This is a genomic window from Flavobacterium frigidum, assembly GCF_048286795.2.
In genome coordinates, this window is record NZ_JBLVPT020000001.1 from 479,564 (window position 1) to 503,527 (window position 23,964).

At 34.8% G+C, this 23,964-nt stretch carries 17 protein-coding genes; 6 read left to right on the forward strand and 11 right to left on the reverse strand.

Annotated features, from left to right (window positions below; genetic code table 11):
* Positions 1–36: 36 nt before the first annotated feature.
* On the reverse strand, positions 37–2,874 hold the full coding sequence (locus ACNQGB_RS02200; protein WP_417944934.1) for a glycosyl hydrolase: 2,838 nt from the start codon (positions 2,872–2,874) through the stop codon (positions 37–39).
* 202 nt (positions 2,875–3,076) lie between these two features.
* Here ACNQGB_RS02200 and ACNQGB_RS02205 point away from each other — a divergent pair, with 202 nt between their 5' ends.
* Together ACNQGB_RS02205 and ACNQGB_RS02210 are read left to right on the forward strand one after the other, a co-directional pair.
* Complete coding sequence (locus ACNQGB_RS02205) at positions 3,077–4,369, forward strand: aminopeptidase P family protein (RefSeq protein ID WP_417944936.1); 1,293 nt, start codon at positions 3,077–3,079, stop codon at positions 4,367–4,369.
* Between the two features lie 396 nt (positions 4,370–4,765).
* Positions 4,766–5,566, forward strand: coding sequence for a TIGR00266 family protein (locus ACNQGB_RS02210; RefSeq protein ID WP_417944938.1), 801 nt, complete (start codon positions 4,766–4,768; stop codon positions 5,564–5,566).
* A 32-nt stretch (positions 5,567–5,598) separates the two neighbouring features.
* Here the strand turns inward: ACNQGB_RS02210 and ACNQGB_RS02215 are convergent, their stop codons facing one another.
* Positions 5,599–6,837 carry an AbiH family protein gene (locus tag ACNQGB_RS02215; protein ID WP_417944940.1) on the reverse strand — a complete coding sequence of 413 codons (1,239 nt, stop codon included), beginning with the start codon at positions 6,835–6,837 and terminating at the stop codon, positions 5,599–5,601.
* A gap of 107 nt (positions 6,838–6,944) precedes the next feature.
* On the opposite strand from ACNQGB_RS02215, the gene ACNQGB_RS02220 reads away from it, so the two are divergent.
* Complete coding sequence (locus ACNQGB_RS02220) at positions 6,945–7,727, forward strand: alpha/beta fold hydrolase (protein ID WP_417944942.1); 783 nt, start codon at positions 6,945–6,947, stop codon at positions 7,725–7,727.
* Here the strand turns inward: ACNQGB_RS02220 and ACNQGB_RS02225 are convergent.
* The 6 genes from ACNQGB_RS02225 to ACNQGB_RS02250 form a co-directional block, all read right to left on the reverse strand.
* On the reverse strand, positions 7,724–8,395 hold the full coding sequence (locus ACNQGB_RS02225; protein ID WP_417944944.1) for an ATP-binding cassette domain-containing protein: 672 nt from the start codon (positions 8,393–8,395) through the stop codon (positions 7,724–7,726). The genes ACNQGB_RS02220 and ACNQGB_RS02225 overlap by 4 nt on opposite strands.
* Positions 8,392–8,631 carry a hypothetical protein gene (locus ACNQGB_RS02230; protein WP_417944946.1) on the reverse strand — a complete coding sequence of 80 codons (240 nt, stop codon included), beginning with the start codon at positions 8,629–8,631 and terminating at the stop codon, positions 8,392–8,394. The genes ACNQGB_RS02225 and ACNQGB_RS02230 overlap by 4 nt, the downstream gene beginning before the upstream one ends.
* Before the next feature lie 66 nt (positions 8,632–8,697).
* Positions 8,698–11,475: a PD-(D/E)XK nuclease family protein gene (locus tag ACNQGB_RS02235; RefSeq protein ID WP_417944948.1), complete on the reverse strand. Its 2,778-nt coding sequence runs from the start codon at positions 11,473–11,475 to the stop codon at positions 8,698–8,700.
* A gap of 63 nt (positions 11,476–11,538) precedes the next feature.
* Positions 11,539–12,972: an OmpA family protein gene (locus ACNQGB_RS02240; RefSeq protein WP_417944950.1), complete on the reverse strand. Its 1,434-nt coding sequence runs from the start codon at positions 12,970–12,972 to the stop codon at positions 11,539–11,541.
* Positions 12,973–13,105: 133 nt separating this feature from the next.
* Positions 13,106–14,299: a glycine C-acetyltransferase gene (kbl, locus tag ACNQGB_RS02245; protein ID WP_417944951.1), complete on the reverse strand. Its 1,194-nt coding sequence runs from the start codon at positions 14,297–14,299 to the stop codon at positions 13,106–13,108.
* Positions 14,300–14,346: 47 nt separating this feature from the next.
* Positions 14,347–17,562, reverse strand: coding sequence for a UvrD-helicase domain-containing protein (locus ACNQGB_RS02250; RefSeq protein WP_472777068.1), 3,216 nt, complete (start codon positions 17,560–17,562; stop codon positions 14,347–14,349).
* A gap of 259 nt (positions 17,563–17,821) precedes the next feature.
* Here ACNQGB_RS02250 and rbfA point away from each other — a divergent pair, with 259 nt between their 5' ends.
* The gene (rbfA, locus tag ACNQGB_RS02255; protein WP_417947056.1) at positions 17,822–18,214 is read left to right on the forward strand and encodes a 30S ribosome-binding factor RbfA; all 393 of its coding nucleotides are present in this window, start codon (positions 17,822–17,824) and stop codon (positions 18,212–18,214) included.
* Between the two features lie 3 nt (positions 18,215–18,217).
* The gene (locus tag ACNQGB_RS02260) at positions 18,218–19,417 is read left to right on the forward strand and encodes an ABC transporter permease (RefSeq protein WP_417947058.1); all 1,200 of its coding nucleotides are present in this window, start codon (positions 18,218–18,220) and stop codon (positions 19,415–19,417) included.
* 123 nt (positions 19,418–19,540) lie between these two features.
* Here ACNQGB_RS02260 and dusB read toward each other — a convergent pair whose 3' ends face one another.
* The 3 genes from dusB to ACNQGB_RS02275 are packed head-to-tail and all read right to left on the reverse strand — an operon-like array spanning position 19,541 to position 22,598.
* Positions 19,541–20,533 carry a tRNA dihydrouridine synthase DusB gene (dusB, locus tag ACNQGB_RS02265; RefSeq protein ID WP_417947059.1) on the reverse strand — a complete coding sequence of 331 codons (993 nt, stop codon included), beginning with the start codon at positions 20,531–20,533 and terminating at the stop codon, positions 19,541–19,543.
* Between the two features lie 39 nt (positions 20,534–20,572).
* The gene (locus ACNQGB_RS02270; RefSeq protein WP_417947060.1) at positions 20,573–21,340 is read right to left on the reverse strand and encodes a TIGR03915 family putative DNA repair protein; all 768 of its coding nucleotides are present in this window, start codon (positions 21,338–21,340) and stop codon (positions 20,573–20,575) included.
* Positions 21,318–22,598, reverse strand: coding sequence for a putative DNA modification/repair radical SAM protein (locus ACNQGB_RS02275; protein ID WP_417947061.1), 1,281 nt, complete (start codon positions 22,596–22,598; stop codon positions 21,318–21,320). Before ACNQGB_RS02275 ends, ACNQGB_RS02270 begins: the two co-directional genes overlap by 23 nt.
* 149 nt (positions 22,599–22,747) lie before the next feature.
* On the opposite strand from ACNQGB_RS02275, the gene ACNQGB_RS02280 reads away from it, so the two are divergent.
* Entirely contained in the window at positions 22,748–23,950 is a 1,203-nt protein-coding gene (locus tag ACNQGB_RS02280; protein ID WP_417947063.1) for a helix-turn-helix domain-containing protein, read from the forward strand.
* The last annotated feature ends 14 nt before the right edge of the window (positions 23,951–23,964 follow it).

Genomic DNA, 23,964 nt, shown 5'->3' on the forward strand with positions numbered 1-23,964 from the left:
GGAATCGTGCTTTTTACTTTTTAAAAACAGTACTATTTATTTCGATTCTATAATTTCAAGATTAGTAACTACTTTCTCTTTTCCTTTTTGAATGCTGATTTTATTTATAGAAACAGGAAGGTAATACTTTCCATTTTTTGCCGCTTCCCATTTTAATTTTTTGTCTTTCGCTACTGCTTTTTCCGCAATCTCTTTTGGAACCGCTAAGTCATACACATATTTGTTCAATCCTTTTACTGCTTGTACTTTTTGAGAAAAAATTACTTCTTTAAAACTATTCTCCCCTTGAAGTACTACTTCTGAATCAGTATTGGAATAAAACCAAATAGTAGCTTTTGGATCAGTAACTTTGGCCCATGAACTCCAACTGTTTCCCCAATCTTTTGATTTTTTGATTTTATTTATTTCAAAAATATGTACGTTTTCCGCTAGGACTTTATCAGTTAGTTGCTCTATTTGATCCACGTTGACTTTATAAATGGATCGACCATGTGTTCCTACGACTAAGTCTCTCGCTTTCTTTTGAATCACTACATCATGGACAGCTACATTTGGCATACCATTCGAAAAATCTTCCCAACTTTTTCCTCTGTTCAAAGAAACATACAAGCCGTTATCTGTTCCTAAATACAAGATGTTTTCATTTAAATTGTCTTCAGCAATAACATTTACTGGACTTACTGGTACATTCCCAACAATACTGGTCCACGTTTGTCCATAATCATCGGAGATATATACGTAACTAGTGAAATCGTCATTACGGTATCCGTTTAAGGTAGCATATACGCGCTCCTTTTTATGTGTAGAAGCCGTTACTCTTGAAACCCATAAGTTTTGCGGTAAATTGGTCGAAATTTTGTTCCAACTTACACCGCCATCTTTAGAAACATAAATCAATCCATCGTCACTTCCAGCGTACAGTAAACCAAATTGCAATTGGCTTTCGCTTATTGCGGCAATGGTTCCAAAAGCAACATTACCTTCCTTAGTTCCATTAGTCAAATCAGGTGAAATAGCCGTCCAAGTTTGTCCTTGATTCATGGAACGATGTAAAAAATTGGATCCCATATACAAAATATCTTGATTGTGGGAAGACAATAAAATAGGTGTTTGCCAATTGAAACGAAATGGTTTTTCATCTTTTTTCGGCTTTGGCGAAACGTACTCGCGTTTGTTAGTGGCACGATCGATTCGATAATAATTTCCAAACTGAAAACCTGTGAAAACAATATTTGGATTGCGCTTGTCAATTTGAATTTGCATTCCGTCACCACCCATTAAATTTTCATAAGGATACTTCCCATCTTGGAGCCAATCAGAAGAAAATTTATAGTTGCTCGGGCCTACCCAAACGCCATTGTCTTGCATACCACCATAAATATTATAAGGTTCTTGCTCATCTACATTCACCGCATAAAATTGGCTTACTCCATGTGAATTGCCTTTGAACCAGTGTGCTCCATCGTCATAGGAAATATTCAAACCACCATCGTTCCCATTAATCAAATGCCCAGATTTATTAGGATTTACCCAAACAATATGATGATCAGAATGTACATTTTCTTCACTAATTGATTTAAATGTTTTTCCGCCATCATCTGATTTGATAACCGGTACTCCTGATAAATAAATTTTATCTGCATTACTTGGATCTACTGAAATTGAACTGAAATAATACCCGTAGGAATAAAAGAAATCGTCTATAAATCCAGTATGTGTTTTGGTCCACTTCGTGCCTCCGTTGGTCGTTTTATAAACTTCTGCTCCAATTACTTCGGCATCCGCTAGACTACTAATGGATTCCAATACCAATTTTCCCGCCTCATTAGGCTGCAAATATCCGTTTTGTACCCAATGTTTAATATTTTCGGCGCGGTACTTTTCGGTTAAACCGAAGTTCTTTAAAATAGAATTCAAACTTTTATTAGGCAGCTGTAAGAATTCGTCACCCGGCACAGCAAAAGCAGTTGCTAAGGAACTACTTTTTTTAGTATCAAGAGGCCTTTTAAATTGATTGTCTAAAATAGCATAAACCGTAGTGTCATCATAAACCGCTAAACCAATTCTACCTACACCCTCACCAGTGGGAAATCCGCTATCAGCAGTCGAAAAAAGCTTCCAAGTTACGCCCGCATCTTCACTTTTATAAATGCCAGATGCAGCACCACTACCTTTAAAATCCCACGCTTTTCTATCTTTACTCCAAGCCGCTGCGTATTGAATATTGAAATTTTTTGGTGAAACAGCCACATCTATAATCCCAGTTTCGTTGTCTAAGAACAAAGTTTTATTCCACGATTTACCGCCATCAGTCGTTCTATAAATACCACGTTCCTCATTTTTTGAATACAAATGCCCTACTACGCCTACTACAATTTCATTAGGAACAGTAGGATTTAAAAGAATTCTACTAATATGATGGCTGTCTTGCAACCCCATATTTTGCCACGTTTTCCCTTTATCTTCTGATTTTAAAATCCCGATTCCCGCATACGAAGAACGCGAAGAATTTACCTCACCTGTTCCTACCCAAATCGTACCCGTTTTCCAGTCTACTGCGATATCACCTATATTTTGTGTAGGCGCCGCATCCATAACAGCTGAAAAACTCATTCCGTTATTATTGGTATACCATAGTCCTCCCGAAGCATATCCTACATAAAATTCAGTTGGGTTTTCAGGGTTTACAGCTACATCAACAACGCGTCCACTCATTACTGTTGGACCCACATTTTCGAGTGTAACCTTTTGAAATAGCGATTGATTTTTTAATTGTTTTTTAGTTTCCAAACTTTGTTGCAGAGTTCCAGTGGAAACCTGCGCCCAAGAGACGGTTTGTATGATTAGAGCGGCTAAGAGTATTGGTTTTTTCATAAGAAGCAATTTTGAAGTGGAAATTTAAGAATAAAAACACGTATCCAAAAATTTTATACCCGAATTAACAACCGTTCCTTTCAAAGTTAGTATTTTTGAATAATCATTACTATTTATGATAATTGTATGACATCAATACTATTTACCACTAAAAACTAGCTTGAAGATTGCATTTTACAACAAAAAATAAAAATTACCACAAATGAAATACCATCAAATTGACCGAAATGTATTTATAAAAAACAGAGCCAAATTCATGGCGCAAATGAAACCAAATAGCGTTGCTGTTTTTAATTCCAATGATATTTATCCCGTATCGGCAGACAGTACATTGCCATTTGCACAGCACCGCGACATCTTCTATTTAAGTGGGGCAGATCAGGAAGAAAGCATTTTATTGCTATTTCCAGATGCACCTTATGAGCATCAACGAGAAATGATTTTCTTGAAAGAAACCAACGAACACATTGCCATTTGGGAAGGTGAAAAATTGACAAAAGAACGCGCATACGAGGTAACCGGAATTAAAACGGTTTACTGGCTTCAAGATTTCGAGAAAGTGTTATTCGAAATGATGACGCATTGTGATACTATTTACATCAATACTAATGAGCATTACAGAGCCACTGTAGAAACTGAAACCCGCGAAGCCCGTTTTGTAAAATGGTGGAAAGACAAATATCCAGCACATGCTGTCGCCAAAAGTAACCCGATATTGCAACGCCTTCGTTCGGTAAAAGAAACCGAAGAATTAGACTTAATTCAAAAAGCTTGTAACATTACTGAACTTGGTTTTAGACGCATATTACCTTTTGTAAAACCGAACGTAACCGAATATGAAATCGAAGCCGAATTGATTCATGAATTCATTCGCAATCGCTCTCGAGGTTTTGCCTACACGCCAATTATTGCCTCTGGAAACAATGCCAATGTGCTGCATTACATTGAAAACAACCAACAATGCAAAGCTGGTGATTTAATTTTGCTAGATGTTGCCGCTGAGTATGCTAATTATTCCAGTGATATGTCGCGTACCATTCCGGTTTCAGGCCGCTACACTAAGAGACAAAAAGAAGTGTACAATGCCGTGCTGAATGTCAAAAATGAAGCTACAAAAATGCTGACTACAGGAACTCTTTGGAAACAATATCATATCGAAGTGGGGAAATTAATGACTTCAGAACTGCTCGGTTTGGGTCTTATTGACAAAGCCGATGTGCAAAATGAAAACCCCGATTGGCCTGCTTATAAAAAATATTTCATGCACGGGACATCGCACCACATGGGATTGGACACGCACGATTACGGCATCCTAACTGAACCCATGAAAGCCAATATGGTGTTCACCGTTGAGCCCGGAATTTATATTCCTGCCGAAGGATTCGGGATTCGACTAGAAGATAATATTATTGTTCAAGAAAGCGGCGAACCTTTCAACATGATGCGCAATATTCCTATCGAAGTCGATGAAATCGAAGAACTCATGAATAGTTAATTCCTTAAATACATACAATCAAATCGGTTTACAGCAATGTGAACCGATTTTTTTTGGGCGCAACCCAGCCTCCGTAAACTCCAGCTGTGTCGGGCTATCCGCTACAAGTCCTCGTCTCTTCCAAAAGTCCGAGACTGTGGGCTTTCCACTTCTATCCCTTGCGCGCTACGACGAGAAAATGTATAATTCCAAAACATCAATTCCAAAATTAATCTTAAAACTGTAACTTTATAATCATCGTTCCGACATATTTTAAATAACAACTATTTTGTAAAATATATTCAATATGTAATTTGAACCATTAAGAAATTAAGAAAAATTAAGCGCTGATTCTTAATGAATCTTAATTTCTTAATGGTGAAAAAAATTAATTAAAAACCTTAAAGTACAGAAATCATGCAAGCACACGAAATCGATTATCACATTTACGGCGAGGAAATGCAATATGTAGAAATAGAACTGGACCCACAAGAAATTGTAATTGCCGAAGCGGGAAGTTTTATGATGATGGACAATAACATCCAGATGGAAACCATTTTTGGCGATGGTTCCGGACAGGAAAACGGATTGTTCGGTAAACTATTAAGCGCCGGAAAAAGAGTACTTACTGGCGAAAGTCTTTTTATGACGGCGTTCATCAATCAGAATAATACTAAAAGTAAAGTTTCATTCGCATCGCCTTATCCAGGGAAAATTATTCCAATTGATTTGACACAATTTGGAGGGAAATTCATTTGCCAGAAAGATTCTTTCCTTTGCGCGGCCAAAGGTGTTTCTGTTGGAATCGAATTCTCTAAAAAACTAGGAACTGGGTTATTTGGTGGGGAAGGTTTCATCATGCAAAAAATAGAAGGCGACGGTCTTGCATTTGTACACACTGGAGGAACATTAGCCAAAAAAGAATTAGCCGAAGGCGAAATCCTAAAAGTCGACACCGGTTGCATCGTAGGTTTTACCAAAGACGTTGATTATGACATTGAATTTATTGGCGGCATCAAGAATTCCATTTTTGGTGGGGAAGGTTTGTTTTATGCCACACTTCGCGGTCCAGGAACAGTATATATTCAATCGTTGCCTTTCAGCCGACTAGCGGACAGAATCATCGCATCTGCACCAAGAGCTGGCGGAAACAGTCGTGACGAAGGAAGTTTATTAGGCGGATTAGGCCGATTGATAGACGGCGATAACAGATTTTAAAATTTGAGGGCTCTCAAGAAATGAGAGCCTTTTTATTTTAAAGGAAGTTGAATTTGTGGTAAAGGTTGACAAAGTGTTTTGTTTACAATCTTTTCTCTCATTAATTTCTTTTTGTTAAAATGTCTTGATATATTTTGAGTAATCTCTGTATAATTATCCTTTATCACTTCACCTTGTTCATTAAGAATTTCATGAAAAAATATTTTAATAGAACAACAGTTTTCGTGTTCGAAAATAGTGTTTAGCAAGGTTCTGTCCGATAAACCACAAGAATGACCCATGATATAAACTTGAAATTTATCACTATCAATTAAATTTAAAAGACGCTTATAGTTTGGTGTATGTAAATATTGAAAGGATTTTATATTTTTTAAATATTCGTTATCATCTTTTTCTTCAATTTCTTGATAATGCTTATCCATTTCATCTCCAAAACCAAAATTTATTAGATTTCTTTCATCTTCTAATCTTCCGTGAATTTCATTAAGATTATATAAATTCATATCGAGTGCTTTTATATAATTAAAAACAGTAGAAGTGTAATTAAAGCTTAAAAAATGATGTTCAACATCAACTTTGTGACTAATATCATCCGAAGGAAGATAACCTTTACTTGGTCTGCTTTTATCTAGATATTCTTTATGTTCCTTGACTAAAAAAATTTCTGTTTGTTTAGATATTTCCATAAAAAATCTATCTAATTCTAGGTTCTCATACCTATTTACATCAAAAATATTAATAAATTTTCCAACTACATCTTTTGAAAAATTATATTCTTTTTCTACCTTTTCAATTAAATAAAGTTCAAAAAGCTTTTTTAAATCCTCAAATTCCTTATTCAACTTAATTATACTTGAATTATTATCTTTTTTTATACATTGTTTTAGAAGTTTATAATATTCGTTTTCTATATCTACCCAGTTTTCAATTGAGTTTTCGGAAATTTTTTTAAAAAACAAATTTTTAAACTCAATAACAAAATCGCCAGACTTCATTTGTATATTCCTTTCTACAAAATTCTTTAATTCATCATAAGATTTTAAACTATCAATTGCGTCATATTCAGATGTATTATATGAATACCCAAACTTGCATATAATTGTAACAAAATTATCGTTCTGGTTTATTATAGTTTTAGTTCCTTTAGTATCACATACATTTTTCCAATAATCATCAATAAAATCTTTATAAGAAGTCGGTAATCCATGCGCCAAATCAAATCCGTTTCCAATAATAACAAGTCTGTTCATATTTATAAATACTTTTCTCAAATATACTATTTTTAATACAAACGCATTCGTAAATTGCTTATATGCCCTTATATTTCTTAAATAGTTAAAAAAATAAAATGCTACTTTTATAGACTAAATTTCCCATTTTGAAACAAATTCTCTTTAAAAACACCAACATCTCCTATTCCGATACCGGGAAAGGAACTGCTATTGTCTTACTTCATGGTTTCTTGGAAAACAAAGGCATGTGGGATTTTTACATTCCGGAATTTGCTAAAAAAAACCGTGTTATCACGATTGATTTATTGGGACATGGAGAAACGGAATGTTTGAGTTACGTGCAAACCATGGAAGATAATGCCGATGCAGTCCACGCTGTTTTATCAGAATTGCGCCTACGGAAAGCCATTTTTGTCGGGCATTCTATGGGCGGTTATGTCGCTTTGGCTTTTGCCGAATTGTATCCTGACACGATAAAAAGATTAGTCTTATTAAACTCGACCGCAAAAGCCGATAGCGCCGAACGAAAAATCAATCGGGACCGCGCGATTAAAGCTGTGAAGCAATCTTTCGTCAATTTTATTTCACTTTCTATAGCTAATTTATTCAGTGAATCGAATCGAGAAAGACTTTCGTCAGAAATTGAAAAAGTAAAAAAAGAAGCTATAAAAACACCACTTCAAGGAATTGTTGCCTCTCTCGAAGGAATGAAAATTAGACCCGACAGAGACGTACTTCTGCACCTAACCCCGTATCCAAAATTATTGATTCTAGGTGAAAAAGATCCTGTTTTAAATTACGAAGAAACCAAAGAACAAATTGAAAACACCTCGGTAAAATTAGTGACTTTCCCAGACGGACACATGAGCCACATTGAAAACCAAGACCAGTTATTGATTGTATTATTGGCTTTTTTCAAAAGCATCTAAATCATTCCTGATTTCAAATAGCCTTTTTCCACCAATTCGCTTTTGTCTTTTAAATGGTGCATTTTTCCTTCTTTCATCAACGCCAATTTTGTGGAGACTTTAATCACATTTTCATAATTATGATCCGTTATAATAATTCCTTTTACACGAGACATTGCAGTGATTAATTCATTAATTTTTTCAATCATAATAGGTGACAAACCATTATAAGGCTCGTCTAGCAAAACAAATTTTGACGAATTGTTCAGGATTAATTTAATTTCTAAATACCGTAATTCTCCGCCGGACAAATGCTTTATTTTTTTGTTCAACATCGATTGAATCATTTCATCGGCATAAAAATCCTGTAGCTTCTCTTTGGCAATAGCCAACTGAATGGTCTTTAGTATCGAAAATGAATTTGGAATAAAATTATCCTGAGGCAAATAACTGATTTCATTTAGTAAATCGCTGGTTTTTGATTTCACGACACCATCCACCCGAACAAATTTAAAATCGGCTGCAACAATTCCGAAAATGATTTTCAATACCGTCGATTTTCCAGAACCATTTCTTCCTAAAATGCCTATAATATCAGCAGTTTCACATTTCAAATACACATCGGAAACTATGATTTTCCCATCATACTGTTTTTGAACGCTGTCTACTTCTAAAACACTCTTTGTCATACGAATTTCAAAACTACATTAATGACTAAAATCAGGATCATCGAAAAAACAATATTCATTATAAAACCATACACAAATAACTGCGCTTTAGAAATTCCGTTATTATAATAAAACAGGTATTCATTTTTAGCATTCACCTCTTTTATCAATAGGCTAATGAAGAAACCAAAAAAAATTAATACATACTTAAAAGTTTCAAATCCACCAAAAACCCATGCCACAGCACTTACTGACACGTTTATGGTGAAAGTACTTTTATAAAACTCGAAGATGTTAGCTAATTTTCGGATTGGGAGTTTTGTTTAAATTATTTTCTCTTCAAAAGGAATGCTTTCATTCAAAATTTCGCTTAATAAAAGAACCATTTGTTCTAAATAATTACTCAAAATTTCTTCATTTATAATTGAATTTACTTCTTTGTCTTCTTTAAAATTAAATGGAAGAAAACCTGCTTTTAAATTCTTAAAAGAAATAATTCCGGCTTCAATTGGTTTTCCTTTTGCTTCAAGCTCATACATATATGCATACGCAAGCACCTGAATGATTTTATCGCTTTTAATATCTTCCGTTAATCGATTCCAGGATTTCAGAGTAACGCTTGCTTTTTCTACTTTTCCCGTTTTGTAATCGATAATTCGAATGACTCCGTTGCGCTCTTCAATACGATCTACATTTCCCTTTATCAATACCGGAAACGGCAAATTAGGATGATGTAATGGTCGCTCGAAAGTTTGTTCCAAAGCAATTATTTTGATTGCATCACCGTTTTTAATGCTTTCTAATTCTACTTTTAAGAAATTAGAAACATTCCGTTTAGCTACTTCAAACGCCAATAAATTTCGACCTTTTTTTATTTCACCTTCTTTGTAAACTAATTTGAATTGTTTTAAAACTTCAGCGTCTATTTGTTTGAAACAATTTAAAATAGCACTTTCAGAAATAAATTTACCAATAAATGGCTCGTACAAAACTTTCAACGTTTCGTGAATAATGGTTCCCAACGTATTCAAGGCTATATTCTCCTCTACTTCTTCTACTTCGCTGATGCGTAATATTTTCTGGAAATAAAACTGAATCGGATTACGGATATAACTTGTCAAAGCCGATGGAGAAAATCCTTTTTCGGCGATTTCTTTCAATCGAACCATTACGCTTTCCGATTTTGGAACTACCATCGGTTGATAGGCTGTTTCTGGTAAAACAGCGTTATAGATTTCATGCGAAAGTGTATGATTTTTTTGCTTTTCGACTTCTAACTGAGTTAAAAATCGGCTTTTTTCACCTGCATCCAAACCTTCACTTTCGGTATTATACAGCAAGTAAATATTTTTAGCCCGCTGTAGCAAATGATAAAAATGATACGTATAAATCGCATCTTTTTCTTTAAATGTTGGCAAACCTAACTCGCGTTTCACATCATACGGAATAAATGAATTCTGAGATTTGCCGGCAGGAAATTTCCCCTCGTTCATCGAGGTGACAATAACGGTGTCAAAATCCAAAACACGACTTTCTAAAACACCCATAATCTGTAAACCATTCAACGGTTCTCCTTCAAAAGATACTTCAGCTAAATCTATTACTTGTTTGTAAATAGCATAAAGTGTATCTATTTTATCGATATGAGTGTGTTTTGAATAATAATTAGTCAATTTATTGATGACTTTGAAAATGGCAAATACAAAAGCCTTCGTGATTTTTTCTTCTTCGTTATCGTTGCTTAAATTTTCTTTTATGGTTTGTAATAATTTTGAAATGGTCTCTAATACCGGAATCGAACCCTTTTCCCATTTTTGGAATAATAGAAGAAATAAATCGCTCGGAAATGCATTCAATTCCATCAATTTATGATGCGTGATAAAAGTATAATTATTCTGATTGATGATTTTTACAAGAGTATTCGCCTTAGCATACGGTTCAACTAACGGATGTGTCAAAATATCCAATACATCTTTGTAATACAACACATAACTTTTGGCATTTCTGGACAACGCATTCGTGTGCATTTTGAATAATTTGGCAATCAAAATCTGTGCTGGATTATTCTTACTTGAATATCCCATAGTAATATTTAGAGCTCCAACGCTAGCGGGTAGCGAATATAGAAGTGGAACCAACATATTCTCGTCACCTAGTACCACAGCTACTTTATCCAACTTCCCATCAGTGCCGAGGCTTCGGGATTCATTGATAACATTCTCAATAATACTTCCAGCTATTTTAGCCTGACCTATTGTTTTGGGTGTGCCAATTACTTGAATATTTTTTGATTGTGAAAAATCGTCTACAATCCATTCAAACGGATTTGATTTGTAATGCTTCCAGTTTTCTTTAAATCGCCTTACAAACAAACCTGCATCATGATACGGATCGTTAAGAAACGTTTGATCTGCATCCCAATAAATTTTTGCTTGATCAGTGACAATAAGGTGTTGAATGATTTTTTCTTCGGCTGCATTTAAGGCATTAAAGCCAGCAAACACAAATTTTTTCTCTTGTACCGAACTCGAAAAATGATTTAAATTAGTAACTGCTTCCCGATAAATCAAACCTTGATAGCCGATTCCTTTATTTAATAAATGAGCATACAAAGATTTATAATAATTGGGTAGCAACTTCCAAAAATCAATGTATTTTTCTAATAAAGGAGTTTTATTTTCGATTTCAATCCCCCATTTTTTAATATCTTCAATATCATTCAGATAGGAAAGCACGTGAGAAGGATCTAATAAATAGCGATCAATTTCATTAAAATCCTGAAGCAATGTTTTGGCCCAATTGGCAAATAACTCAAAGGATTGTTGATTGCCTTTTTCAGTATTTGACAAGTACACTTCATAAAATTCAAAGAGCAACTCAATAGGGTCTATTGTCCTAATTCCTGCAATATTTTGAACAAAGTCTTCAATACTTAAAATTTCAGGAGAAAGGATATTACTTGTTACTTGTTTTTTTAAGGCTTCAATTAAGAATATCTTAGCGCGCTTGTTTGGTAAAACAACAATCGTATTATACAGGTTGTCAGCATAACTTTCTATTAAAACAGAAGCTATCTTATCAAGAAAAGATGAATTTATCATTTCATAAAAATAAAAAAAACGCCCCGATAAATCGGGGCGTTTTAAAAAATATTTTGAGAAAAATTATTCTTTTATCAAAGAAATTTCAACTCTTCTGTTCTCTGCTTTTCCTTTTGCAGTCTTGTTAGATGCAATTGGTTTAGTTTCACCAAAACCTGTATGTTTTAATCTGTCTTCAGCGATTCCGTTTTCAACTAAATAATTCACAACTGCGTGAGCTCTATTTTCAGATAAAGTTTGGTTTAGTTCATTACTACCATCACTATCACAGTGACCTTCAATTTGGAATTTTGAGTTTGGATACTCTTTCAAGATTGCAGTGATAGATTGTAACACTGTGTAAGTACCTTGTTGGAAAGTAGATTTACCAGAATCAAACAAGATTACTTTACCGTAATTGTTTAACGTTTTCATTACTTCTTCTGTAACTTCTGGACAACCTTGGTTTGCTACAGTACCTCTAACTTGTGGACATTTATCATCTTTGTCTAATACTCCGTCTCCGTCAGTATCTGGCCAAGGACAACCTGCATTTTCTCTTGGACCTGCAACAGTTGGACATTTGTCATTTTTATCAGCTACGCCATCTCCATCAGTATCAGGACAACCTTTTAATAAAACTGGACCAGCCTCATTAGGACACTCATCATCTTTATCTGCTATACCATCTCCATCAGTATCAGGACATCCATTCAATGCTGCTAAACCAGCAACATCTGGGCAAGAATCTGCACTATCTTGTATTCCATCTCCATCAGTATCAGGACATCCGTTGAATTCTTTTAGACCAGCAACGTCTGGACAAGCATCATCTTTATCGAATATTCCGTCACCATCTGTATCTTTACCTCCAAATTTGAAGATTAGACCAGCTGAATGTTGAAAATGTGATGGAGCATCTGGAGTTCCGTTTGCTTCTTCTCTTTCACCAAAAGATTTTTTGTATCTAGTTGACAACTCTAAACCTACATTTTCAGTAAACCAGAATGTCAAACCTGCACCCGGATTTAATGTTCCGTAGCTACTATCGCCGAAGAAAGTATAACCTCCACCAACAGATAAAGACGGATCAATAACTTTAGATTTAATTAAGTTCATGAAGCTATATTTGATAGTAGCATCAACACCATAATACATTAAATCCCCAGGGTTAGAAACTAAATAACCACGTGAATCACTACCAGGAGTTCCCGGAGAAAATCTCACATATTTATCAATTTTGTTTACCGAACCAGCAAGTCCAAAAGAGAAGTTATCTCCTATGTACTTTGACACACTTAGGTAAGAAACAGATGGAAGAATATTCCAGTTGTCTTTTACTGCAAATGGTTGTGAAAAATGACGGTCTGCCCAATTTTTACCACCACCAGCACTAGTTCTAGTGTCAACGGCATTAACTCCAAAGGATATAGCCCATGGATTGTTACTGTCTTGTGCATGTGAACTTAATCCCATGACCATCATTACAGCAACTAAAAGTTTGTTAAGATGTTTCATACTTAAAATTTTTAATTACAATTTAGTTAATTAAGTGCAAAAGTAACGCGTAAATTTTTAACTACAAAACTAAAAGTTAAAAAAAACTTGTAAAAACTACCCAAAGTGTAAATTATATAACTTCATTTCGAAATTATATAATATTTAACATTTTGCCAACTTCAATAAAAGCACTGATAGCCTTGTCTAAGTGTTGTTTTGTATGTGCTGCAGACAGTTGTACTCTAATTCTTGCTTTATCTGTAGGGACCACTGGAAAGAAGAAACCGATTACATATATGCCTTTTTTTAGTAATTCATCAGCCATATTTTGAGACAATTTTGCATCATACAGCATTACAGGAACAATTGCCGAATCGCCATCAATAATATCAAAACCTGCTTTTTTCATACCGTCTCTGAAATAATTAGTATTCCATTCTAATTGATCTCTCAAAGTGGTATCTTTTTCTAATAATTCAAATACTTTTATAGAGGCACCTACGATTGCAGGAGCCAGCGAATTCGAAAATAAATAGGGTCTTGAACGCTGTCTCAAGATCTCGATAATTTCTTTTTTTGCCGTGGTATAACCTCCCATAGCTCCGCCTAATGCTTTCCCTAATGTTCCCGTTATAATATCTACACGTCCCATCACCCCTTTTGCTTCTGGAGTTCCCTTGCCAGTTGCACCAATAAAACCAGCTGCATGACATTCATCAACCATTACCAATGCATCGTATTTATCGGCTAAATCACAAATTTTATCTAGTGGCGCAACAAGTCCATCCATAGAGAAAACTCCGTCAGTAACAATTAGTTTAAAACGACTTCCAGCAGCTGTTGCTTTGATCAATTGTTGCTCCAAATCTTCCATGTTACTGTTTTCATAGCGGTAACGTGCTGCTTTGCATAAACGTACTCCATCTATTATAGACGCATGATTCAAACTATCCGAAATGATACAATCTTGTTCTCCCAACAAAGGTTCAAAAACACCACCATTAGCATCAAAGGCAGCGGCATATAAAATAGTATCTTCTAATCCATAAAACTCAGCTATCTTCTTTTCCAACGTTTTGTGAATATCCTGAGTACCACATATAAAACGAACCGACGACATTCCGAAACCATGAGTATCCAAAGCATCTTTAGCTGCTTGCACCACTTCTGGATGTGAGGATAACCCTAAATAATTATTAGCACAAAAATTCAATACCGTTTCTCCTGTTGAAATTGTGATTTCAGCTCCTTGTGGCGAGGTTATAATTCTTTCTTTTTTAAAAATTCCGTTCTCTTCAATAGTTTGCAATTCTGCTTGAAGGTGTTCTTTTATATTTCCGTACATTTTTATGTTTTTTAAAGTTCAATATTGCGAATTATTCATTTTTATGGTTACAAATTTACTACTTCGATTTCTTTTCCGATATAAATAAGTGCTTTTTTTATCACTTTATAACCCATCAGCTCAATTGCTTTTTGATAATTTTCTAATTGTTGCTGGTATTTTACGTTGTGTATTCCTGTTTTATAATCTAGCAGGAAAACCTTGTTATTTTTTACGACAACTATACGGTCCGGTTTGATTGCATTTCCTTCTTTTTGAATAATTGTTTGTTCATTCATCACCGTATTTCCCTCTGCAAAACAAATTTCTAATTCACTGTGATTCACAATTTCTTGAATCGTTTTAAAAACTATTTCTTTTTGACCAAAAGTAATCAATCCGTTTTCTATAGACTTTGTAATTGCCAAATCAACATCGTTTTTAGTTTTAACAAAAGATAAAATTTCATGAATTACATTACCATATTCTATAGCTTCTTGCTGATGTGTTCCCCACATTAAAGCTTCTCGTTGTGCAATTTTTATGTTCTTTGGATTTAAAATTTCGGCTACAACTGGAATTATTTTTGAAGTATCGACATGTTGTATTACTGAAGATAGTTTCGTTGCATCTCCAAATTCGTATTCTAATTTTTCTTCAGAAAAATCGCCTTTATTACCCAAATAATTAATGAAAAAACTACACATATTATTCTTCGGAAATTCCCCTTTACTGGATAAATTCATATTCGAAATAACATACAATTGCTCCTCTGCTCTTGTTAATGCCACATACAACACATTGATATTATCCAATAATTCTTCTTGCTTTTTTTGATTGAAAACGGCAGCGGCTTCTTCTCCAAATCCTTCAACCGCACTGCTATTATCAATTAAAATCTTTGGCAAACCAAAATCCTGCTCTTCCGCATTGAGCCATAATTTATCTTTTGGCTTTCTCGTGTAATCTTCTTCGGCAAAAGGAAAAATGACGACTGGAAATTCCAATCCTTTCGATTTATGAATCGTCATAATCCGAACTGCATTAGTGCCTTCCGGAGATGGAATACTGAATTTCTCCGAATTTTTATCCCAGAAATTCAAAAAATCAGATATTCCTGCTTGATTCCGAATGTCGCGCTCGAGAACGATATCAAGAAAATATTGAATATAAGCATTATTTATTTTGGGGTTCAGAAACTTTGCAATTATAGTTTCTACAGCTTCATACAATGATTTTTTTCGGATGTTTTGAAACGAAAGCGAAACATCAAAACTCATCAACCAATTTTCGAAATCAGTTTCCTGAAATAACGCCATGCCTTGAGCAATAAAATCATGAATAGATAATTTATCCTGACTGTTTTGTGCTAAATATTGAAGAAATTTTGCTTTAGATTCCAAGTCAGAACTGTTTTTCAAGTATTTCAATAAATGAATAATTAATCTAACTTCGGTCGCATTTTGAATCATCAAGGTTTCTGAGGATAAAAGTGGAATTCCTTCCTCTGTCAAATAGTTAGCAATCGCAATTCCCTGACTTCTTTTTCTAGTCAGGACGACCATATCTTTGTATTGAAACCCTTGTTTTAACGATTTTTGAATCGTATTTAAAGTCGCTAAAACATATAAATCTGTTTTATCCAAACCTTCCTCATCGAATGATCCCTCACTAGTTTCATCTGCTTTATCAACTTTTGGGATAAATGAAATATTTACGTAACCGCCTGTTTTGTTATTTGTTTTTTGATGGCTGTGATTTTCATACAAATCTTTGTAATCCAAATGCTCAAATTCATTCGATAACAATTTGAAAAACTCATTGTTGAATTCGATTATCTGCGAATAAGAGCGGTAATTTTTATCTAAATGTTCGAGTCTTTTATCGGGATTACTGAACGGGTTTTTATCTTTGCTCAATTCGATGAATTGTTCTGCTTTTCCGCCACGCCAGCGGTAAATAGATTGTTTTGGATCGCCCACAATCATCAAAGTTCCTTTTACTCCATAATCATCCTGGCCCGAAAGTGCGTTATCAATCAGCGGTATTAGGTTTTGCCATTGCATTTCGGAAGTATCCTGAAATTCATCAATAAAAAAATGTCGATAGCGCTCGCCCAAGCGTTCATATATAAAAGGAGCAGGTTGATTTTGAATCTCGCGATGGATAATGGCATTAAATTCGGAAATAGAAAGCACATTTTGTTCTTCCTGAATTTTTGCTAATTCATTACTGACAGTGTTTAATAATGATAGTGGCGTAATATTTTTGAGGAATGCTTTATAGAAATTTATCTTTTCGAAAGTCGAATACACTTTTGATAGAATTTGTAAAAATTCAGGAATTAGATTTTCGATAATCGCGCGGTCTTTTGCCGTTTTATTGATGGCAATATCATCAAACTCATGAAACATTTTATTCTTAGGATTGAATTTCCCTAGTTGAATGCTATTAATATGATTTGGAAAAGTGCCTCTGGAAAAAGATTTTACATCAATTCCATTTTTATCTATTAAGATCAACGCTTCTTCTGCAAAAACAATGGTTTCTTTCTCTAAGTCTTTGCAGGCAGCTGTAAGCTTCTTTTTAATTTCGATAAATTCCTCGATCGTTTTACCGTGAAAATGTGTGATTTCATTCCGGTTATTTTCATTTAAAACCAAACGACCCGTTTCAAGAATTTCTCGAGAAATATCCCAAGATTTGTCATCGTCGGTTTTTTCCATCGTGAAATCGATGAGTAATTTTGTTAATGTTTCATCTTCCCCGGCTTGCGCGATGATAGCATCAACAGCCTCTATCAATAAGTTTTCAGTATCTAAAGTAACTTCAAAAGTCATGGGTAAATTCAAATCGTGCGCAAAAGCCCGAATCACTTTATGCGTAAACTTATCGATGGTCGAAATATCGAAAGCGGCGTAATTGTGAATTATGTGCTTGATGATTTGCTGTGATTTAGTTTTAATTTGAATGATAGACAATTCCGTATCAATGGATAAATCCTGCATTAGATCCTGTGCTTTTGCACTTGGTTCGTCTTTGGCAAATTCAGAAAGACTGCCTACGATTCGCGATTTCATTTCATGCACCGCTTTATTAGTAAAGGTAATGGCAAGAATGTGGCGATAGGCATCATTTTTTGGTGCAACAAGTATAATTTTCAAGTATTCTTTGACAAGCGCATACGTTTTTCCAGATCCCGCTGAGGCATCGTAAATGGAGAAAGAGGGTTTCCCTTCCCTTCCCGAAACGTCGGGACTTCCCGAAGGAGAGGGAGCAGAAATTGGATTTATTTTAGGTTCCAAATTGATGTTTTTAAATATTGAATTTTACTTTTCATTTTATAGAAATAGCACACTACTGCACGGGATTTCCTAGCCCTGATGGAAACGGCATCCTTTTTATGAGGTGATTTTCCATCACCTTATAAAAAGATATAGTGAACAGCAGGAAATAGCTCCTAAAAACATGGTTAATAATTAGGTTGCGTTTAAATTTGTGCTGAAACTACGGGATAAAACTTAAAAGTAGTATTTTTGCAGCATGGAAACAAATAGACAGAAAAAAATAGGTGGGGTTATCCAAAAAGATTTGGTTGATATTCTGCAAGGTGAAGTGAGAAAAAACGGAGTTAGTAATTTGATAATTTCGGTATCCAAGGTTACGGTAACTACAGATTTGTCTGTGGCGACGGTTCATTTAAGTGTTTTTCCTCAAGACAAAGCCAAAGAAATTTTAGAGGCAGTGAAATCGAATTCAAAAAATATAAAACACGATTTATCGCAACGCGTGCGCTTGCAATTGCGTAAAGTTCCTAATTTAGTTTTCTTTATTGACGACTCACTAGACTACATCGAAAAAATTGACAATGCACTAGCCAATAGAGACAATCCTATTGACAACAGAGACCTTCTAGACAAACGCAGATTTCAATAAAATTTGAATTTCCCTTTATACATAGCCAAACGCTATATTCGGAGCAACAGTAAAAACAGCGCTATCAATATCATCAATCGTATTGCCAGTATGGGAATTATTGTTGGCGCCATGGCTTTGTTTGTGGTATTATCTGTGTTTAGTGGTCTGAAAGTTTTTAGCCTTTCGTTTACCAATGAGATTGATCCTGATCTCAAAATCAGTAGCACCTTAGGGAAATCTTTTTTGATTTCGCCAAAACAAGAAATCGAAATAAAGGACATTGCAGGCATTGCCTCCTATACCAAAATTATTGAGGAGCGTGTTTTATTCACTTTTGATGACAAACAAGAAGTTACGTACTTGAAAGGCGTAGATGCAAATTATAGCAAAGTCAATGCTATTGAATCAAAGCTTTATAACGGACAGTGGCTGCAACCCAATACCTATCAAGTAGTTGTAGGTTATGGCATTGCTCAAAAATTCTCATTGGGATTGCTTGATTTTAACAGGCAATTGGAAGTTCTGGCGCCAAAACCGGGAAAAGGCGCAATTGAAAATCCAGAAGAAGCGTTTAATAAAACCGATCTTATTCCGGTGGGTATTTATGCTATTAGCGAAGACTTAGATTCTAAATATGTTTTTGCTGATTTAGGTCTTGCGCAGGAATTATTAGAATACAAAACCAATCAAGTTTCTGGAATTGAAATCAAAGTAAAGCCTGGTGCTGATGAAAGTGTCATTACAGCCCAACTCCAAACAATTTTCAACAATAAAATTACGGTAAAAAACAGGGCACAACTCAATGAATCGCTCTATAAAATGTTGAACACAGAGAATATTGCGGTGTACTTAATTTTTACACTGGTCATTATTGTGGCACTTTTCAATTTGATTGGAGCACTGATCATGATGATTTTAGACAAAAAGGGAAACCTAAAAACCCTTTTTAACTTGGGAACTGAAATAAAGGATTTGCGAAAAATATTCTTGCTTCAAGGCACTTTATTGAGTGTTTTTGGCGGAATTATTGGCTTAGTTTTAGGAATCATAATCGTGTTGCTGCAAGAGTATTTTCAGTTGGTTATGATTACTCCTTCACTGGCTTATCCCGTGATTTTCTCTATCGAAAATGTACTGATTGTCATGGGAACGATTGTCACACTTGGCTTTATTGCTTCCTTAATTGCAAGTAGTCGCGTGAGCAAGAAGTTGTTGGAATAATTTTTCCAAATCGAAAATTCGCAAATTTTAAATAAATTACGCTTTAGATTTAGCAAAGATATTTAATTAATAAGCTATTATAAATTAGCGAATTGGCGGTAGAAGATGATTAATATATACTGCTTAAACCACCTCATATCCTACATAAGCTTCTTCGATTTCATTTAAAGCAGCGAACAATTCTTCTGGACGATCTAGCGTCACTAATTTTTGTTTGTGGGTTTTAAAAGAATGGATTCCTTTGAAATAATTAGTGTAATGCGGACGCGTTTCCACAATTCCTAAGCGTTCTCCTTTCCATTCCATGGCCCAAGTGAGGTGATTGCGAACGGCTTCTACTCTATCAATAACGGTAGGTTTTGCTAAGTGTTCTCCTGTTTTGAAGTAATGCTTGATTTCGTCAAAAATCCAAGGATAACCAATGGCAGCACGACCAATCATAATTCCGTCAATGCCGTATTCATTTTTATATTGTAATGCTTTCTCCGGAGAATCGATATCTCCGTTACCAAAAATTGGCATCGTAATTCTTGGATTGTTTTTCACGCGGGCAATGTGTGACCAATCGGAGTGACCTTTATACATTTGGGCTCGGGTACGTGCGTGAATGCTTAGCGCCGCAACACCAATATCTTGTAAACGCTCTGCTACCTCATCAATATTTATAGAGTTGTCGTCCCAACCCAAACGCGTTTTCACGGTTACTGGTAAATGGGTACCAGCAATAACGGCTTTTGTTAACCGAATCATCAAATCAACATCTTTCAAAACTCCAGCTCCAGCACCTTTGCATACTACTTTTTTTACGGGACATCCAAAATTGATATCAATAATATCTGGATTTACGGTAGAAACAATTTTTGACGATAATTCCATTGCTTCTTCATCTCCGCCAAAAATTTGGATGCCCACAGGGCGTTCGTAATCGAAAATATCTAATTTCATTCGGCTCTTGATGGCGTCACGAATTAATCCTTCTGATGAGATAAACTCTGAATACATCATATCAGCACCATGCATTTTGCACAATCTACGAAATGGCGGATCGCTCACATCTTCCATTGGAGCAAGAAGTAAGGGAAAATCAGGAAGTTCTATGTTGCCTATTTTTATCAAGGGAATTTTTTTTGCAAAAATACGGAAATGTTTGTAAGTCTAAAACATTTTCTTTTCAGTTAGGTATTTCCAATAACGTTTAGGAACGTGTTGTATATGCAACTTAGTGTTTTTGCGTTCCTTAATGTTGGTATGATCAAAATATTCCCACCACAATTTTTGATAGTCGATTTCAGTATCTGAGAAAACCTGATTGCTTTTATCATCCAGTGATTTCAGGTCTAGATCCATGGTAATAATTTCCACTTCGTTTAAATCATAGTACACTCCATATTTTCGTCGTAAATCATAAATGATCCATTTTTGATCTTGATATCTGTTTTTAAAATGCTTAATTAGCAACGTCAAAACATCAAAATCAGGGTCTATTTTAGCAAAATAAATACCATCTTTTAATTGTTCGAATCTAATAAAAGCTTCCATTCGGTGCTTTTCGCGTCCTACGTTTTTGGTTAGTTGCGAAATTTGCAACACGCTATCATTAGAGAAATCTTTCATGATATTGACCGTAGGATTTTGAACGGCGTAATTGATCACATTAAAAATGATATTCTCTACACCGATTTTCTCCGAAAGAAAAGCCCAAATCAGACAGCGTAAGCCATCACTACCCATTTGGGTTTGGAGTTTTTTTACCACGCGATCCGATTTAGATACATCCGTACTGACAACTAGAATGTCAACGAACAAATTCTGCTGCGTATCATCGTGTTTACTGATATTGGGACTTGGATATTTGTATTCGTAAATTTCGAAAACCGCAGTCAACAAACCTTCAAAAGTATTATCGTAAGAAAGTTGTGTCATTGAGTAATGATAATTGATTATCAAATGGCTTTTCGAATTTGGACTTCATATCGCCCAGAATAATTTCTTTGAGATTCAAGGCGTTTAAGAATTTTAAATGCGTGTTTTCATTACTTACCGAAATAAAATACCTGGCTCTATTTACCGAAACTCCAATTTTCTTGAGGTGTTCCATCGATAGATTTTGAAAACGGCGTGCATATACAATTTTATGTGCTGATTTGACACCAATTCCTGGAACGCGCAAAATCATTTCCAGCGGTGCATGCTGAATTATTACTGGAAAATGTGTGATGTTTCGCAACGCCCAGCCCATTTTTGGGTCGACTTCTAAATCTAGAAATGGATTGTTTTTTTCGAGAATTTCATTGGCTTTAAAGCCGTAAAAACGCATGAGCCAATCGGCTTGATACAATCGATTTTCACGAATCAACGGCACTTGTGTGCCAATAGCTGGCAAACGAACATCATTTGAAACAGGCACATACCCCGAATAATAAACCCGTTTCATGTTGAAATTATTATAAAAATGATCGGCAACTTGAATGATTTGAAAATCGTTTTCTTGCGTTGCTCCTACTATAACTTGTGTACTTTGTCCGGCTGGAGCAAACTTGGGCGTACTTTTGAATTTTTTCTTTTCTTCTTTATATTGTATCAATTCATTTTTTACAAAACGCATCGGATTGATCATGTCCTGATGGTTTTTATCTGGCGCCAATAATTTGAGTCCTGATTCAGTTGGAATTTCAAGATTCATACTCAATCGATCGGCGTATAAACCTGCCTCGCGCATCAATTCATCGCTAGCGCCCGGAATACTTTTAAGGTGGATATAGCCATTAAAATTATGTTCTAAGCGTAATTTTTTAGCTACTCGAACCAATCGTTCCATGGTATAATCAGCATTTTTAAAAATCCCTGAACTTAAAAATAAACCTTCGATATAATTTCTTCGGTAAAAATTAATGGTTAAATCGACCACTTCATCGACTGTGAAGGCAGCGCGCTGAATGTCATTGCTTTTTCGAGTAACGCAATACGCACAATCGTAAATACAAAAATTAGTCAATAGAATTTTTAATAAGGAAACACATCGCCCATCCTCAGTATAGGTGTGACAAATTCCAGAGCTAGACGAATCGCCCAAACCTTTACCAGTGTTTTTTCGGTTTCCACCACTAGAAGAGCAAGACACGTCATATTTAGCCGCATCTGCAAGAATCTCTAGTTTTTCTTTAAGTTTATCGAAGTTCAAATTTGCTGTTTTTTCTAGAATAAGAACTACAAAGTTAGTTATAAATAAAATTCTTATTGTTTTATTTTGAGTTAATTAACATCCTAAAAATAGTAATTACAAGTGCAACAAGACATTATAAATAATACTATTTTTACAAAAAAACACTGATGCTTTTTCAATTTGGCTTTTACAGTTCCGTTTTACTTATTTCGTTTACGCAAGGAATTGTTTACAGCGCTTTATTACTTGCAAAAGCTATTAAAACTGACAATAAATCTAATTATTGGTTGAGTTTTTTCATTTTTCTTTGTAGCCTCTATAATGCACCTTGGATGCTTGGTTTTGCGGGTTGGTATGATAATCAACCCTATCGAGATATTTTATTTTACACTCCTTTTCAGCACCTTTTATGGATAGGTCCTATCATCTTTTTTTACACCCAAAGTTTACTGAATCCCTCTTTCAAATTTTCGAAAAAAGAAGCACTTCATTTAACGCCTGGATTGCTATATCTACTATACATTATTGCTATTTGGATTTATGACCAATTCATTTTTGGCGATTACTATTTCTATAAAAACGGAATGGACAAAGACTTCGAGCAATGGTATCAAAAACTAGGTCTACTCTCCGTGATTGTGTATTTTATTTTAAGTATCCGATATTACAATGTATACAAAAAACTCATGTTTCAAGTAGTGAGTTATGCCGATTCTGTTTTGTTTAAATGGATCCAAACGTATTTGATTGCTTTTTTAGTGATGTTACTTTTACCACTAGTTTTTGATGGTATAGGATACTTTTTTCCCGAAATAAAATCCTATCAAGGCAGTTGGTGGTTTTATCTTTTCTTTTCGATAGTGATGTATTATATTGCCATTACTGGATATTCTAATCCTACAAATGCTACAATACCGTTTAAGATGTCTTTTTTTGACAAAAGTCCCATTCTTTTATTAGACCATAACAGTACAAATGATCTGGAAACCAGTATTGACATTCAATATGAGACTTTAGAAAAAGCTGGTTCACCCGAAACGGAACTTTGGAAATCTAAAATAGAAACCTTAATTCAAGAAGAAAAACTCTATCAAAATCCCGAATTAACGCTTACCGATTTGGCGACAAAATTAGAAACCAACGTCTCCGTTATTTCTAAAACAATCAATCAAGGGTTTCTAATGAACTTTAATTATTACATCAATAACTTCAGAATTGAGGCGGTTAAAATCAGCTTATCAAATGGCGAACACAAGAAATCTACCTTATTAGGAATTGCTTATGATTGCGGCTTTAATTCGAAAGCTACTTTTAACAGAGCTTTTAAGAAAAATACTGGCAAAACTCCAAAGGAATATATAAACGAATAAAATATTCCATATAC

Excerpts from the sequence above, each read along its gene's own strand:
- ACNQGB_RS02240 (WP_417944950.1), bottom strand. The coding sequence starts at position 12,972 with ATGAAACATCTTAACAAACTTTTAGTTGCTGTAATGATGGTCATGGGA.
- ACNQGB_RS02280 (WP_417947063.1), top strand. The coding sequence starts at position 22,748 with ATGCTTTTTCAATTTGGCTTTTACAGTTCCGTTTTACTTATTTCGTTT.
- kbl (WP_417944951.1), bottom strand. The coding sequence starts at position 14,299 with ATGTACGGAAATATAAAAGAACACCTTCAAGCAGAATTGCAAACTATT.
- ACNQGB_RS02200 (WP_417944934.1), bottom strand. The coding sequence starts at position 2,874 with ATGAAAAAACCAATACTCTTAGCCGCTCTAATCATACAAACCGTCTCT.
- rbfA (WP_417947056.1), top strand. The coding sequence starts at position 17,822 with ATGGAAACAAATAGACAGAAAAAAATAGGTGGGGTTATCCAAAAAGAT.
- ACNQGB_RS02205 (WP_417944936.1), top strand. The coding sequence starts at position 3,077 with ATGAAATACCATCAAATTGACCGAAATGTATTTATAAAAAACAGAGCC.
- ACNQGB_RS02235 (WP_417944948.1), bottom strand. The coding sequence starts at position 11,475 with ATGATAAATTCATCTTTTCTTGATAAGATAGCTTCTGTTTTAATAGAA.
- ACNQGB_RS02225 (WP_417944944.1), bottom strand. The coding sequence starts at position 8,395 with ATGACAAAGAGTGTTTTAGAAGTAGACAGCGTTCAAAAACAGTATGAT.
- ACNQGB_RS02210 (WP_417944938.1), top strand. The coding sequence starts at position 4,766 with ATGCAAGCACACGAAATCGATTATCACATTTACGGCGAGGAAATGCAA.
- ACNQGB_RS02270 (WP_417947060.1), bottom strand. The coding sequence starts at position 21,340 with ATGACACAACTTTCTTACGATAATACTTTTGAAGGTTTGTTGACTGCG.